This window comes from Bradyrhizobium sp. R2.2-H (assembly GCF_004346455.1).
GTDB classification, from domain to species: Bacteria; Pseudomonadota; Alphaproteobacteria; order Rhizobiales; family Xanthobacteraceae; genus Bradyrhizobium; species Bradyrhizobium diversitatis.
Genome location: NZ_SMBR01000014.1, coordinates 81337 through 96078, shown reverse-complemented (window position 1 = coordinate 96078; position 14742 = coordinate 81337). Strand labels below are relative to the sequence as shown.

Sequence of the window (14742 nt, the reverse complement as noted above, 5' to 3'; positions counted from 1 at the left end):
CGCCGCCCGCAGGCGGCGGCGTTCAACCCGTACGTGCCGTTCTAGCACCCCATCCACGTCGCTTAACCCGTGCCTGGCCTGACCTTAAGGCCTTACCCCTGTCGGCTCGTTTGCGCCCAGCAACTCGACCTGCCCCACGAGGCGCACATCGATGCGCGGCCCCGTACTCCCCTCAACCCAGCCCCGAACTCGAATACGCCGATTCTCCAAGGACTTAAGGCTGATGCCGGCACCTTCGAACGCCGGTAGCGTGCGCTTTGAAATAGTCACGGCAAAGCCACGTGTCCAGCTCCGTCCGAAGTTGAGGTAGGTCGTTGCCCCAGCTTGCCGGACCGACAGGACTTTGCCCTCGACCACCGTAAAACGCCCGATCTCGGCCAAAATATCGTCCGGACTTTCCGCGTTTTTTATGGCCGACGGGTCAGCCCAGCTGCCCATTTTTTGCCGCCGTGCCGCGGCTTCTGACGCCATCAGGGAGGCCGCGCAGTCCTTGTCCGCGATCTCGGCCGAGACCATGGCGTCGCCCCGGCCGAGCAGCGTCGCCTGCACCGGGGTATCGCTTCCGCCGACGAAGAGCAGCGCGCCCTGGCGGCCATAGCGATCGGGCGTGTCGTCAGCGCTTCGCAGCGTCACGTCGCGGCCGGAGAGCAGCGATGCCAGCGCCTGCTTCGTCGCCGCTGTCGGCTCGATCCCGCTAAGGCGAATTTCGCGGCCGTCGTCGAGACGCACGCTGCGCGCATCGACGATCGCGGCAACGCGGCCTTCGTCCTGGGATTCGAACTGGCACGGATTGGCGAGCGCGGTACTTCTCGCGACGAGAAGACATGTGACGATGAGATGAAACAGTCGCGTCACGTGACCCGGAGAGGTTGCGTTGCGGGCGGATCATAACTCAAGCGTCGTGAGCCGCGAAGAGTCTTCCTCGCAAGGACGGCGCGGAGGCGCATTTCCGCGTCTCACCATTCCGCTTTGCGGAAAACGTGTGCGGCAATCGTGTGCTCTCAACACCTGCATGCGTGCTGCGCTGTTGCGCATGCGGCAGGATTGCGGCAATAGCGATAGCGAACAGCCATAACCAAGAGCAATAACCAAGCCGCCATCAGAGTACGGCGCGATAAAGGGAGATCGTTTTCGATGAAGAGACTTTTGCCTGGCATTTTTGCCGCCGCTATTGCCTTGAGTGCAAGCGCAGCGCAGGCTCAGGACAAGCCGCCGCTGAAGATCGGCGGCATCCTCGACATGTCGAGCCTCTACGCCGACATCACCGGCTCCGGCAGCGAGACCGCGGCCAAGATGGCGGTGGAGGACTTTGGCGGCGAGGTGCTGGGACGCAAGATCCAGGTGCTGGCGGCCGACCATCAGAATAAAGCCGATCTCTCCGCCAACATCGCCCGCGACATGCTCGACAACCAGGGCGTCGAGATGATCTACGACGTCGCGGCCTCCGCGACCGCACTTGCCGCCGGTGAGATCGCGAAAGCGCGCAACAAGATCATCATGTTCAACGGCCCCGGCTCGATCCGTCTCACCAACGAGGCCTGCGGCCCCTATACCATTCACTACGTGTTCGACACTTACGGCCAGGCCAATGTGACCGGCCTTGCGGCGGTGAAGTCGGGTCTCGACAGCTGGTACTTTCTCACCGCCGATTACGCTTTCGGCCAGGATCTGGAGAAGGATACCAGCGCCGTCGTCACCAAGACCGGCGGCAAGGTGCTCGGCAGCGTGCGCCATCCGCTCAACACGTCGGATTTCTCGTCCTTCCTGCTGCAGGCCCAGGCCTCCAAGGCCAAGGTGATCGGGCTCGCGAATGCTGGCGGCGACACCATCAACGCCATCAAGCAGGCGGCGGAGTTCGGTATCACCAAGGGCGGCCAGAAGGTCTCGCCGCTGCTCGCCTTCGTCACCGATATCGACTCGATCGGGCTCGAGACCGCGCAGGGCCTGCTGCTGGCCGAAGCGTTCTACTGGGATCTCAACGACGACACGCGCGCCTTCTCGAAGCGCTTCATGGAGCGCACCAAGCGGGTGCCGACCTCGGCGCAGGCCGGTGTCTATTCTTCCGTCACCCATTACCTGAAAGCCGTGAAGGCGGCCGGCACGACCGACGCCGCGACGGTGATCAAGGTGATGAAGGAGACGCCGATCAACGACTTCTTCGCCAAGAATGGCAAGATTCGCGAGGACGGCCGCATGATCCACGACATGTACCTGTTCGAGGTGAAGAAGCCGTCGGAGTCCAAGGGCCGCTGGGACGATTACAAGCTGCTCGCCACGGTGCCCGGCGCCGAGGCGTTCCAGCCGCTGGAGCAGTCGCGCTGCCCGCTGGTGAAGAAGTGACGGCGTGAGTCCTCGTGACGACGAGCGCCCTGAACAATAGGTGGTCATCCCGGGGCGCGCGTAGCGCGAGCTATGGTGCGCAATTGCGCACCTGAGGATCCATCGGGCAGCAATGACGGTTGAGGAATGGATTCCGGGTTCGGTCCTGCGGACCGCCCCGGAATGACGGAGAAGAACAAACAACGGGAGACGCCGCATGAGCAACGACATGGTCCTGCAGAAGCTCGAAGGCGGGCTGCTCACCATCACGATGAACCGGCCGGAGCGGAAGAACGCGCTCAACCCTGACATGGTCGCCGGGCTGGTCGAAGCGGCGCGGCGCGCGGCTGATGATCCGGAGGTGCGGGCGGTGCTGTTCAAGGGCGCGGGCGGCTCCTTCTGTGTCGGCGGCGACGTCAAGTCGATGGCAGCAGGGCGCGCACCGCTGCCGTTCGAGCAGAAGCTTGCGAATCTGCGCCGCGGCATGGAGGTCTCGCGCATCCTGCATCAGATGCCGAAGCCCGTGGTGGCGCAGCTCGATGGCGCCGCGGCCGGCGCGGGCCTGTCGATGGCGCTATCCTGCGATCTGCGCATCGCCTCCGAATCCTGCAAGATCACCACCGCCTTTGCTAAGGTCGGATTCTCCGGCGATTATGGTGGGACCTATTTCCTGACGCAACTGCTCGGCAGCGCGCGGGCACGCGAGCTCTATCTGATGTCGCCGGTGCTCACCGCGAAGGAGGCACATGCGATCGGTATGGTGACGAAGGTCGTGCCCGACGCCGAGATCGACGCGGCGGCGCACGAGCTGGCGCTGTCGCTGGCGCAGGGCCCCTCGATCGCGCTCGGCTTCATCAAGCGCAACATCAACAATGCCGAGCATCTGGCGCTTGAGGACTGTTTCGACGGCGAGGCGATCCATCATACCCGCTGCGGCGACACTGAGGACCACAAGGAGGCCGCCAGGGCCTTCGTCGAGAAGCGCAAACCCACATTCAAGGGCGCATGACGATGGCGCCCTATATGCGGCTGCGGCAGATCTGCCTGGTCGCGCCGCAGCTCGCGCCCGTCGTTTCCGACATCGCGGAGATCATGGGCCTTGCCGTCTGCTATCGCGACGGCAATGTCGCCAAATATGGCCTGGAGAACGCGCTGCTCCCGGTCGACACGATTCTGCTCGAGGTGGTGGCGCCCTTCAAGGACGGCACCACGGCCGGCCGCTTCATCGAGAAGACCGGCGGCCGCGGCGGCTACATGGCGATCTTCTGCTGCAACGATCCGGACGAGCGCGCCCGCACCGCCAACGCGCTCGGCGTGCGCACCGCCAACGTCATCGACCATGCGCCCTATCACGGCGTGCAGCTCCACCCGCGCGACTGCCGCGCCGCCTTCATCGAGTTCAACCACACCGAAGGCAGCGACGATAGTCTGGGCCCCTATCCGCCGGCGGGACCCGACTGGCAAAAATTCATCCGCAAGGATGTGACGCAGGCGCTGACCGCGGTGGAGATGCAGAGCCCGGACCCGGAAGGGCTGGCGGAGCATTGGGGCAGGATCATCGGGATCGCGCCGACGAGCGATGCCGAACTGAAGCTGCCCAACGCAACCTTCCGCTTCGTCAAGGGCGCCAGCGAGATCATGAGCGCGCTGGAGTTTCGTGTGGCTGATGCTGCGCGTGTGCTGCATGCGGCGCGGGCGAAAGGGCACGCGGTCGCGGGGAATGAATTCCTGCTGGGTGGCGTGACGTTCCGGGTTGTAGCTTGAACGGTTGCCACACATACCGCTGTCGTCCCGGACAAGCGAAGCGCAGATCCGGGATCCATAGCCACAGGGAGTGGTTTGGCGAAGACTCGGAGTTGTCAACTCGCGCTACAACTACTCCCTGTGGTTATGGGGCCCTGCTTTCGCAGGAACGACAGGGGAGGTTGTGGCGATGTCAAAGTGATACGGAACGCCGCCGCAATCACCGCCCTTTGAAATTCGCCGCGCGCCGCTCTTCCGTCGCCTTCACGCCTTCCTTAAAATCCTCCGTCGCGCGCAGTCTGGTCTGCTCGGCGAGCTCGTGGTTGGTCGCGGCCATGACGCGGTCGGCAAGGCCATTGCGCATCGTGGCGCGGGTCGAGAGCAGGCCGAGCGGGGAGCATTCGGCGATCTCGCCGGCGAGCTTCATCGCGGCCGGTTTCACCTGGTCCTGCGGCACCAGCTCATTGGCGAGGCCCCACTTGTAGGCCTCCTCGCCGGTGAAGCGGCGGCTGGTGTAGAACATCAGCTCGGCGTTGTTCTTGCCGATCAGCTCCGGCAGCGTCACGGTCAGGCCGAAGCCGGGATGGAAGCCGAGCTTGGTGAAGTTCGCGGAGAAGCGCGCTTCGGGGCAGGTGACGCGGAAATCGGCGGAGACCGCTAGACCGAGTCCGCCGCCAATGGCCGCGCCTTGCACCGCGGCGACGATCGGCTTCCTGGCGCGGAAGATGCGCACCGCCTGGATGTAGAGATGGTTGATCGGGCCGAGGCTGTCGGCCGGGTCGCCTTTCTTCTCAGCCTCGCGCGCCTCCTGTTCCTGCCGGGCTGGATCGCCGAAATTCGCGCCGGCGCAGAACGCCTTGCCCTGCGCGGAAAGAACGGAAGCACGGATCTCGATGTCGCGGTCGAACTCTTCCAGCGCATCCGCGATCTGGTTGATCAGCGAGATGTCGAAGAAGTTGAGCGGCGGCCGGCGGATCTCGATGGTGCCGACATGCCCGACCTTCTCGACGCCGATATCTTTGTAGGTGCTCATTCTTTGCCTCCCGTAACTCGATGTATCCGTAGCGAAGAACCACCTCTCCCAAGGGGAGAGGTCGGCGCGCAGCGCCGGGTGAGGGGTTTCACTCCCTCGGTGAAGCCCAGCCCCTCACCCGATTTGCTGGCGCAAATCGACCTCTCCCTATGGGAGAGGTGATCGGAGCGAGCCGCGATAACGTCGTCCATGCGCGCTAGCGCAAGCCAAGTCCGCGGGCGATGATGCCGCGCAGGACCTCCGTGGTGCCGCCCTGGATGGTGAGTTTCGGCGCGGTCTTGATGGCGAAGTCGAGCTGTCGCTCCAGCGTCTCGCGGTTGCTCGCGGTCTCCTCGACGAAGGCGGCGAGGTCGCGCACGCGGTGCGGAAGCTGCTGCTCCCAGACCGTGCCGATGTCCTTGACGATGGACGCTTCGACCACCGGCTCCTTGCCGGCTTCCAGCATGCCGGCAACCGAGACCGACATGCGCCGCATGGTGTGGAGTTGCGCCACCAGCCGGCCGATGCCCTCGGCGCTGCGCGTGTCCGGATTGGGACCGACTGCGCGGACGAGCTCGGTCAGTACGTAATAGGTTTCAAGGAAGCGCTCGGGGCCCGAGCGCTCGTAGGCGAGCTCCGAGGTCGCCTGCTTCCAGGCGCCGTCGACCTCGCCGAGCACGTGATCATCAGGGATGAAATGGTCGGTGAAGACGACCTCGTTGAACTCGTACTGGCCGGTGATCTGGCCAATCGGGTTCACCTTGATGCCCGGCTGCTTCATCTTGACCAGGAACTGCGTCAGGCCGTGGCGGCGGTTTTCCTTGGTCGGCGGCGAGGTGCGGAAGATCGCGATCATGTAGTCGGCGATGTGCGCCGACGAGGTCCAGATCTTGGTGCCGTTGATGAGATAGCCGCCGTCGGTCTTGGTCGCGCGCGTCTTCGCCGCAAACAGGTCGGAGCCGGAGTTCGGCTCGCTCATGCCGATGGCGAAGCAGACCTCGCCGCGGCAGATGCGCGGCAGGATCTCCATCTTGATATGCTCGGGCGCGTATTTCAGAAGCACCGGCCCGCTCTGGCGATCGGCGACGAAGAAGCGTCGCGTCGGCGCGTTGGCGACGCGCATCTCCTCGGTCACGACGTAGCGTTCGAGGAAGGAGCGTTCCTGGCCGCCATATTTCTTCGGCCAGGTCATCCCCAGCCAGCCCTTGGCGCCGACCCTGCGGGAGAATTCCGGCGCGTCGGCATCCTCGCGGTTGGGCTTGTGCGGATCGAAGGTGCCGGCGGCGATTTCCTCGGCGAGGAAGGCGCGCACTTCCTTGCGCAGCTGCTCGCACTTCTCGGGCAGGCGGATCGGATCGAAACGAAGGGCAGCGGTCATTGTCGTCTCGTCTCCTGATCAGCGCGATGCCACGAGCGGCCACAATTCGTCGGCGCCGCGGTTTGCGACGAGTTTGCCGAGCTCGACGGCCCAGTAGCTCTCCGAGCCGAAATCGTCGCGCCAGGCCAGCGCCCGCAGCGAATAGCGGTGCAGGATGTGCTCCATGGTGAAGCCGATTGCGCCGTGGACCTGATGGGCGATGCCGCCGCCTTTCTCGGCGGCTTCCGCGCAGCGGATCTTGGCGGAGGCGGCTTCGAGATAGACCTCGTCGTTGAAGGATCTTGCGTTGGCGATCGCGTCGGCGGCCGACGTCGCCGCCGCAAGCGCCGCGGCGGATTCGCCGGCGAGTCGCGCGAGATTGTGCTGCACGGCCTGGAATTTCGAGATCTTCTTCTCGAAGGCGACGCGCTCGTTGGAATAGCGCACGGAGATGTCGAGCATGGATTCCAGCGCGCCGGCGATCTGCAGGCTGCGCGCGACGCCGCCCATCAGCATCAGGGTGGTCTGGTCGCAGCCCTTCGGCGCGGGTTTGATGATGATGGGCTGGACCTTGTCGAGCGTCACGGTATCGCTGTGGTCGTAGCCGACATTGAGGCCGGCCTCGATCCGTGCCTTGGCCGCATCGACCAGCGCGATGGAAACACCGTCCTTGCCGTGCGCCAGCACCGCGAAGTGCTTCGCTGTCTTCGCGAACGGCACGCCGCGGGCACGGCCGGAGAGCGCGCCGTCGGCATCGAGGCTGATGCGGTCCTTCGGCGAAGCCGGCAGCACGGTCATCTCGCCTTCGGGCGATGAGATCCTGGCCTGCGCCAGCAGCCACCCCGCCAGCATGGTCTCGGCCAGAGGCACCGCGACCGCGAAACGGCCGGCGGCGTTCAGCAACGCAAAGCCGTCGGCGAGGCTCGCGCCGGAGCCGCCGAGATCATCGGGCACCCAGGACAATGGAAGGCCCGCCTCGCCCAGCGCCCGCCACAGCGGCGCCTGCCACGAATCCTTCTTGTCGTTGTTGATGGTTTGCGGATCGGCGAGATCGGCGAAGATTTTCTCCGCAGTCTCGACGACGATATTATCACTCTCCGCCACAGCGTTCCCCGTGTCTTGCCATTGGCGCATCCCGTTCCGTAGGCGGGTGCGCGGTCTCTTCTTGCGCCCGATGATCGGAAAAAGCCATGGCCCTGACAAGCGTTGACCGCAGGTCAACCTGCGGCGCGGGCATGGGCGCAAGGGCCAACAGGAGGCTAATTCCGCTTAGCGGAGTTTGCTCGATTTGCAGGGCGCGGCAAACTCGCTAAAGAGGACGCCAACGTCAGAACAGGGGAAGGAATTCGGGATGGCAGAGGACAGTCTGTGCGCAATCGTGACAGGATCGGCATCCGGCCTCGGCGCGGCGACCGCGGAGATTTTCGCGCGGAGCGGGGCGCGGCTCGTCATCAACTATTCGTCGAGCCAGAAGGACGCCGAGGCCACGGCCGAGCTCTGCCGCAAGGCCGGCGCGGCGGAGGTCCTTGTCGTGCAGGGCGACGTCTCAAAGGATGATGATTGCCGCAGGATCGTCGCAGCCGCTGCGCCCTGGGGCCGGCTCGACATCCTCGTCAACAATGCCGGCACCACCAAGCATGTCGCCCATGCCGATCTCGACGGCTTGTCGGCGGAGGATTTCCAGCGGGTCTACGGCGTCAACACCATCGGCCCGTTCCAGATGGTGCGCGCCGCGCGCAGCCTGCTCGAGGCCGGTGCGAAGGCTTCGGGCCGGCCGTCCGCGGTGGTCAACGTGTCCTCGGTCGCCGGCATCAGCGGTGTCGGCTCGTCGATCGCGTACGCCGCGAGCAAGGGCGCGCTCAACACCATGACGTTGTCGCTGTCGCGTGCGCTGGCGCCGCTGATCCGCGTCAACACGGTATGCCCCGGCTATATCGACACGCCCTGGTTCACCAAGGGCCGCGGCGAGGCAGGGGCCAAGCAGGTGCGCGACAGCGTTGTCGCAAAGGTGCCGCTGAAGGTCGCCTCGCGCGCAGAAGACATCGCGCAACTCGTCTGCTTCCTGGCGATGCCGGCCTCCAGCAACATGACCGGCGAGGTCGTGCGCATGGATGCGGGGATGCACTTGATTGCGTGATTGGGTGTCTTGTCGCTGTGACGCTCTAATGGTGCGGCCAACACGGGTGTCATCCCCGCGAACGCGGGGATCCCTAACCACGGGGAGGAGTTGCTGCGCGACTCTGGTCACTCCGAGTCTTCGCCAAACTGCTCCCTGTGGCTATGGGTCCCGGATCGGCGCGCGCTTAGGGCGCGCTTGTCCGGGACGACACCGAGTGTGATCACCCCTTGATCACGCCGCTCGCCACCAGCCGGTGCCAGATGAACAGCACCACCACCGCGCCGACCGTGGCCATGATGAAGCCGGCGCCCTGGTCGGGGCTGTAATGGCCGATGGCCTGGCCGATGAAAGTCGCCAGAAATGCGCCGGCGATGCCGAGGATGGTTGTGAGGATGAAGCCGCTCGGGTTGTTCGGTCCCGGCGCCAGCCAGCGCGCGATGAGGCCGGCGACGAAGCCGACGACGATGATCCACAACAGGCCGCCCATGCTCATGAGTGTGCTCCCCTTCCCGAGAACGCTTCGAGCATGATCCGGAGAAGTGTGTCGCGGTTCTCCGAATAGATCATGCTCAGACCAGGAACTTCAGATTCGGCCCGAGATTTCGTTCTCGGTCGGCAGCCGTCCGTCGGGCGTCAGATGGTCGACTACCTGCGGCAGATATTGGCTGAGGCCGGAGAGCAGTTCCTCGCGTGACAGGCCGCTCTGGGCGGACAGGCTCTCGATCTGGTCGGCGCCGAGCGCGCTGGCGAGATCGCCGGGCGCAATCGGCTTGTTCTCGCCCCTGCCGACCCAGGAATTGGCGGCTTCGCCCTGGCCGCCCTGCTGGAGCTGGTTGAGGAGATCGCCGAGCCCACCGCTGAGCACGGTCCCCGCCGCCCCGCCCGCAAGCAGGCCGCCGAGGCCGCCCTTGAGCAGATCGCTGAGACCGCCGCCGGGGCCGCCCGCATTCGCCTGCGTCGGAGGCGGCAGCGGCGACCGCGGCTGCGGGGCAGGCGCCGCGCCGGGCTGGCCTGCCGTCAAATGCTTGAATGCCTTCCAGGCGAGCAGGCCGAGCAGCGCCATGGTCATCGGCGACATGCCGCCGGAGGATTTCTCGGAGCTCGGTGTGCTCGGGCCGCGCGGGCCGTTCTGCATGCCATTGAGGACGTCGAGTAGACCCATGGTGCTCTCCTTTGGCGTCTGGTTCGGCGAGCGCTCGCCGCTGACTGCCCCCGGGGCGAAAACATATGGGGCACGCATGACCGTTACAAGTCGGATGCACCGCGATTGGTTGCCGGCCTGGCCTCTGCTATCGAAGGCGGGCCGTTCAGGTTAATCAAGGCGAGGTATGACAAATCGACCGATCGTAGTCGCCGGCGCGGGCGCCATCGGCTGTTTCGTCGGCGGCATGCTGGCGGCCGCCGGCCGCCGCGTCGCGCTCCTGGTGCGGCCGCGGGTGAAGACCGAGATCGAACGGTTCGGCCTGCTTCTGACCGATTTCGACGGCTCCGAGAAGAGGCTCGGCGCGGGGCAACTGGCACTGTCGGAGGATCCCTCGATCTTCCACAGCGCCGGCATCGTGCTGGTGACGGTGAAGAGCGCCGACACCGCCGCTGTCGCCGAGCAGATCGCGCAGCATGCGCCTGAGGATGCCGTCATCGTCTCGCTTCAGAACGGCGTCGGCAATGTCGCTGTGCTGCGCGAGCGGCTCGGCGGCCGCCGCGTGCTGGCCGGCATGGTGCCGTTCAACGTGATCGCGATGGGCGAGGGCCGCTTCCACCGCTCGACCTCCGGCGACATCCATATTGGAGAGGATGCGGAGAACACGGCCGGGAAGCTCTCGGTCGCCGGCCTCACGATGCGCGCGAGCGCTGACATCACCGGGGTGCAATGGGGCAAGCTGATCATCAACCTGAACAACGCGCTCAGCGCGTTGTCGGACTTGCCGCTCGCCGCGCAACTGGCGAACCGCGACTGGCGCAGATTGTTCGCCGACCAGATGGCCGAGGGGCTCGCCGCGCTGAAGGCGGCCGGCATCACGCCGGTCTCGGCGACGCCGATCCCGATGAGGTGGTCTCCGGCCTTGCTGCGGCTGCCCGATGCGATCTTCAAAGCGATCCTGGGACGCACGATGAAGATCGATCCCGAGGCGCGCTCCTCGATGTGGCAGGATCTGAAGCAGGGCCGCAGGACCGAGATCGACTATCTCCAGGGCGCGGTCATCGCGCTCGCCGAGCGGAACAATGTCAGCGTGCCGCTGATGCGCCGCATTGTTGCGCTGATCAAGGACGCCGAGGCGGCCGGCAACGGCCCGCTGCGGCTGACGCCGCAGCAGATTCGCGGGTAGCGCCCGAAGGAGGAGCACGATGAATCGTCGTTTTGTGATCGGGATCGCGTTGACCGCGCTCTGCGGTTCGTCGACGCTTGCCTATGCAAGGCCGCCGACGGTGATGAATTCACCTGGCTATGACCGCCGATTGCAGGAGAGCAGGTCGCAGCTGGGGAGTTCGCCGACGGTGGCGGAGCCAGCGCCGGCACCGGTGGCGAAACCGAAGCAGGTCAAGAAGAAGCGCTCGAACTGACGCTGCATTCCCCGCTGTCGTCCCGGACAAGCGCGCCAAAGCGCGCGCAGATCCGGGACCCAGCCAAAGGGAGGAGTTTGACCAAGACTCGGAGTTAGCGGCTCGCCCTACGACCACTTCCTGTGGTTATGGATCCCGGATCTGCGCTTACGCTTGTCCGGGATGACAGCGGAGTGTTTGGTCGCTGCCTCACCCTTTCTTCGCGGGCTTGCTCGGGGGCGGGTTGAACAGCTTCTTCAGATCGTTCAAGCTTTCCGATAGCCGCGGCCATTCGCAGGAGAACGAGCCCTTGGTGCAGGGCGCGCCCTTCGGCCTCGGGCCTGCTGCCTGCTGGACCTTCGGCCGCTCGACGGGGATCGGCACGCGCGCGGTCTCGGTACGCAGCGCGACCTGTTGAAGCTGCTGCAACTGCTGTTCCTGCTGCTCGCGCTGCTGGCGAGCGGTAGCCTGGGCCGCTTCATTGCTGCGGCGCTGGCTGGCGAGATAGGCGGTGTAGGCTTCGTCGATCTTCTTCTGTTCCTCCGGCGTCGGATTGGGGCCGGCGATGTCGAAGGTGCGATCCTGAAGGAAGTCGTAATAGGAATAGCCCCCGCCCGGCTTGCGGCGGCCGGCAAACTTGGCGTTGCAATCGGCCAGCGCGGCGGTCTTCTCGGACTTGGTTGCGGCCTTCTCGGCGACGTCCGCGCATTCCTCGAAATCGACCGGCGCGCGTTTCCACCATTGCGCCTCGACATGCGCATGCGTCAGCAGGAGAGACCCTGCTGCGGTCACAAGAAGCAGCGCCGCACGACGCGATGTAGCTACGGCCGACATTCTACGAGAGCATTCCTTGCAGGACTCAACCCGAACTGAGTCGAGACTGATTTTTGCCCCTTTATCGCCGCCTTGTCACCCATGGAACTCGGGAATTTCATGGCTGCAATGCTGACATTTTGTACTTGACGTGGCGCCGGAGTCACAGCGCCCTCCCGGCAGACTGTTACACTCATGCCGTGAGCGCGTCACTCCCGAGGCGTCGCCAAGAAGACGAAGTGGAAACGCCTGATGCTGCTGCCTCTGTCCGACGTGCCGCGCTGGTACGCTGAACGCAAACCGCATGGCACGATCGCCATCCGTCACGGGCAGGACACGCTGACCTGGGACGAACTCGAGCGCGGCGCCAACCGGCGCGCCCGGGCGTTCGCGGCCAGGGGCGTCAAGCCCGGCGATTTCGTGGCGATCGGCTTGCCGAACGGCAACACGTTCTTCGAGACCTCCTTTGCGGTATGGAAGTGCGGGGCGACGCCAACCTCGCTGTCATGGCGACTGCCGCGCGGCGAAGCCGCCGCGGTGCTTGACATTCTGAAGCCGGCGCTTGTGGTCGGCGGCGAGGCCGACTGGAATGCGCCGAACCGGCTGCCTGCGGACTTCGTGCCGGAAGGTTTCTCGGACGAGCCGCTCAATGCGCCGGTGGCGCGCTACTGGAAAGCGATGACCTCAGGCGGCTCGACCGGCCGTCCCAAGGTGATCCTCGATCATCAGCCAGCGGTGACCGACACGGTCGCCGCGCCGCCGCTCAACATCCCCTTCGGGGTTTCGCTGCTCAATCCCGGCCCGCTCTACCACAATGCACCGTTCATCGTGTCGCATTACGCCCTGTTCGTCGGCGGCAAGCTCACCGGCCTTACCAAGTTCGATGCCGAGGAGACGCTGCGCCAGATCGAACGCGAGCGCGTGCAATGGGTCAATTTCGTGCCGACCATGATGCACCGGATCTGGGCGCTGCCGGAGAACGTGCGCAACGCCTACGATGTGTCAAGCCTGCAGACGGTCTTCCACATGGCCGCGCCGATGCCGCCCTGGCTGAAGGAGAACTGGATCGCCTGGCTCGGGCCCGAGCGGGTCTGGGAGCTCTATGGCGGCACCGAGCGGCAGGGCGCCTGCATCATCTCCGGCGCGGAATGGCTGACGCACAAGGGCTCGGTCGGCAAGATCGGCGACATGGCGAAGCTGCGCATCATCGGCGAGGACGGCAACGATGTTGCGCCGGGGGAAACCGGCGAGATCTACTTCCTCAACAATGACGGCAAGGACGCCACCTATCACTACCTCGGTGCCGAGCCGAAACGCCGTGCCGACGGCTGGGAGTCGCTCGGCGATATTGGCCGGCTGGATGCGGAAGGCTATCTCTATCTCGGCGACCGCCTCGCCGACATGGTCTTGCGCGGCGGCGCCAACATCTATCCGGCCGAGGTCGAGGCCGCGGTCTCTGCCTGCCCCGGCGTGCGCTCCTGCGTCGTGGTGGGCTTGCCCGATCCGGAGTTGGGCCAGCGTGTTCACGCCATCATCGAGCCGGAGCCCGATGCCGACGGCCAGGTCATCGCCGACGGCATGGCCGACTTCCTGAAAGACCGGCTCAGCCGCTACAAGCATCCTGAAAGCTTCGAGTTCGTCGGCGCTCCGCCGCGCGATGATTCCGGTAAAGTCCGCCGCACGCTGTTGCGCGATGAGCGCGCGGCGTGGATGAAGGAGGGGCGCGCCTTCCGGATCTGGCCTTCGAAGGCGCGGGCGCAGGTCGAGTAAGACAAACACGGAAGGACTGACATGACGATCACCATTGCAGCGAGCAGCGTGCCGAGGCCGCCGGCCGATATCATCGAAGGTTTCAGGGGCGCGCCGACCTCGGTGATCTCGGACAATCTCGCCCGGCTGCCGGGCGCGGTGGGGCTGAGGCCCTATCATCGCGGCGGCAAGCTGGTGGGAACGGCCTTCACTGTGCGCACCCGGCCCGGCGACAATCTCGCCATCCACCGCGCGCTCGACCTGGTCGGCCCGGGTGACGTCATCGTGGTCGACGGCGGCGGCGACGAGACGCGGGCGCTGGTCGGCGAGATCATGAAGAACATCGCGCAATGGCGCAAAGCCGAAGGCTATGTGATCGACGGCGCGATCCGCGACGTCGCGGCTTTCGCGGCCGACGACTTTCCCTGCTATGCGCGCGCGGTGATCCACCGCGGTCCCTACAAGAACGGCCCCGGCGAGATCAACGTGCCTGTCACCGTCGGCGGCAGCGTGATCTCGCCCGGCGACATCGTCGTCGGCGACGAGGACGGCGTGGTGTCGTTTCCCGCCGCCGGTGCCGCCGCGCTGCTGGACGCGGTCCGCGCCCAGGTCGCCCGCGAGGAGGAGACGCTGAAGGCGATCCGCGAGGGCCGCTACCAGGGCTCGTACGGAAAGTCCTGATCGGACGAGAACGAAGGGGAGGATGGCGTGAGCCAGAAGGACGAATTCCACAACGTCGACGATGCCAGCGATGGGCTGTTCCGCGAGCTCGCAAGCGGAGTGACGACGCGCATCTTCTCCGGCGAGCAGGCGATGCTCTCGGTGGTGACGCTGGCGCCGCATGCGCAGGGCACGCTGCATCACCATCCCGAGGAGCAATGGGGCGTGCTGCTCGACGGCTCGGCCATCCGCGTCCAGGGCGATGAGGAGATCCCGGTGAAGAAGGGCGACTTCTGGCGCACGCCCGGCAACGTGCCGCACACCATGCGCGCCGGCCCCGAAGGCGCTCGGGTGCTGGACATCTTCAGTCCGCCTCGGCCAGAATACAGAAAAGCAGGGTCGGGTTTCGGAACGACCTGAAGCGCTTGG

16 protein-coding genes are annotated in these 14742 nt (G+C 65.6%); 9 read left to right on the top strand and 7 right to left on the bottom strand.

All coding sequences use genetic code 11. From position 1 onward, the window contains the following. Nucleotides 1–84: 84 nt before the first annotated feature. Entirely contained in the window at nt 85–855 is a 771-nt protein-coding gene (locus EDE08_RS30370) for a thermonuclease family protein (RefSeq protein WP_502700651.1), read from the bottom strand. Between the two features lie 279 nt (nt 856–1134). On the opposite strand from EDE08_RS30370, the gene EDE08_RS30365 reads away from it, so the two are divergent. The 3 genes from EDE08_RS30365 (at nt 1135) to EDE08_RS30355 (ending at nt 4083) form a co-directional block, all read left to right on the top strand. After that, the gene (locus tag EDE08_RS30365; protein ID WP_131872601.1) at nt 1135–2340 is read left to right on the top strand and encodes an ABC transporter substrate-binding protein; all 1206 of its coding nucleotides are present in this window, start codon (nt 1135–1137) and stop codon (nt 2338–2340) included. A 196-nt stretch (nt 2341–2536) separates the two neighbouring features. After that, nucleotides 2537–3328, top strand: coding sequence for an enoyl-CoA hydratase (locus EDE08_RS30360; protein WP_131872599.1), 792 nt, complete (start codon nt 2537–2539; stop codon nt 3326–3328). A 2-nt stretch (nt 3329–3330) separates the two neighbouring features. After that, the gene (locus tag EDE08_RS30355; RefSeq protein WP_165936270.1) at nt 3331–4083 is read left to right on the top strand and encodes a VOC family protein; all 753 of its coding nucleotides are present in this window, start codon (nt 3331–3333) and stop codon (nt 4081–4083) included. Between the two features lie 199 nt (nt 4084–4282). Here EDE08_RS30355 and EDE08_RS30350 read toward each other — a convergent pair whose 3' ends face one another. From EDE08_RS30350 to EDE08_RS30340, 3 genes are all read right to left on the bottom strand, one after another. Next, nucleotides 4283–5095 carry an enoyl-CoA hydratase/isomerase family protein gene (locus EDE08_RS30350; protein WP_131872595.1) on the bottom strand — a complete coding sequence of 271 codons (813 nt, stop codon included), beginning with the start codon at nt 5093–5095 and terminating at the stop codon, nt 4283–4285. 196 nt (nt 5096–5291) lie between these two features. Then, nucleotides 5292–6452: an acyl-CoA dehydrogenase family protein gene (locus EDE08_RS30345; RefSeq protein ID WP_131872593.1), complete on the bottom strand. Its 1161-nt coding sequence runs from the start codon at nt 6450–6452 to the stop codon at nt 5292–5294. Between the two features lie 18 nt (nt 6453–6470). After that, entirely contained in the window at nt 6471–7535 is a 1065-nt protein-coding gene (locus tag EDE08_RS30340) for an acyl-CoA dehydrogenase family protein (protein ID WP_131872591.1), read from the bottom strand. A gap of 247 nt (nt 7536–7782) precedes the next feature. On the opposite strand from EDE08_RS30340, the gene EDE08_RS30335 reads away from it, so the two are divergent. Then, nucleotides 7783–8568 (top strand): SDR family NAD(P)-dependent oxidoreductase, encoded by a 786-nt coding sequence (locus tag EDE08_RS30335; RefSeq protein WP_131872589.1) that lies wholly within the window; start codon nt 7783–7785, stop codon nt 8566–8568. Between the two features lie 202 nt (nt 8569–8770). On the opposite strand, the gene EDE08_RS30330 is transcribed toward EDE08_RS30335, so the two are convergent. Both EDE08_RS30330 and EDE08_RS30325 read right to left on the bottom strand, forming a co-directional pair. Next, nucleotides 8771–9043 (bottom strand): GlsB/YeaQ/YmgE family stress response membrane protein, encoded by a 273-nt coding sequence (locus tag EDE08_RS30330; RefSeq protein WP_007599301.1) that lies wholly within the window; start codon nt 9041–9043, stop codon nt 8771–8773. Nucleotides 9044–9133: 90 nt separating this feature from the next. Next, on the bottom strand, nt 9134–9712 hold the full coding sequence (locus EDE08_RS30325) for a YidB family protein (RefSeq protein ID WP_131872587.1): 579 nt from the start codon (nt 9710–9712) through the stop codon (nt 9134–9136). A 166-nt stretch (nt 9713–9878) separates the two neighbouring features. Between EDE08_RS30325 and EDE08_RS30320 the strand changes: the two genes are divergently transcribed. Together EDE08_RS30320 and EDE08_RS30315 are read left to right on the top strand one after the other, a co-directional pair. Next, on the top strand, nt 9879–10877 hold the full coding sequence (locus EDE08_RS30320) for a 2-dehydropantoate 2-reductase (RefSeq protein ID WP_131872585.1): 999 nt from the start codon (nt 9879–9881) through the stop codon (nt 10875–10877). Between the two features lie 19 nt (nt 10878–10896). Next, nucleotides 10897–11112: a hypothetical protein gene (locus tag EDE08_RS30315; RefSeq protein WP_131872583.1), complete on the top strand. Its 216-nt coding sequence runs from the start codon at nt 10897–10899 to the stop codon at nt 11110–11112. A gap of 189 nt (nt 11113–11301) precedes the next feature. On the opposite strand, the gene EDE08_RS30310 is transcribed toward EDE08_RS30315, so the two are convergent. Next, entirely contained in the window at nt 11302–11925 is a 624-nt protein-coding gene (locus tag EDE08_RS30310) for a hypothetical protein (RefSeq protein WP_131872581.1), read from the bottom strand. A 231-nt stretch (nt 11926–12156) separates the two neighbouring features. On the opposite strand from EDE08_RS30310, the gene EDE08_RS30305 reads away from it, so the two are divergent. The 3 genes from EDE08_RS30305 to EDE08_RS30295 are packed head-to-tail and all read left to right on the top strand — an operon-like array spanning nt 12157 to nt 14733. Continuing rightward, complete coding sequence (locus EDE08_RS30305) at nt 12157–13674, top strand: AMP-binding protein (RefSeq protein ID WP_131872579.1); 1518 nt, start codon at nt 12157–12159, stop codon at nt 13672–13674. A 21-nt stretch (nt 13675–13695) separates the two neighbouring features. After that, nucleotides 13696–14334: an RraA family protein gene (locus tag EDE08_RS30300; RefSeq protein WP_131872577.1), complete on the top strand. Its 639-nt coding sequence runs from the start codon at nt 13696–13698 to the stop codon at nt 14332–14334. A gap of 27 nt (nt 14335–14361) precedes the next feature. Beyond that, the gene (locus EDE08_RS30295) at nt 14362–14733 is read left to right on the top strand and encodes a cupin domain-containing protein (RefSeq protein WP_131872575.1); all 372 of its coding nucleotides are present in this window, start codon (nt 14362–14364) and stop codon (nt 14731–14733) included. Nucleotides 14734–14742: the final 9 nt, after the last annotated feature.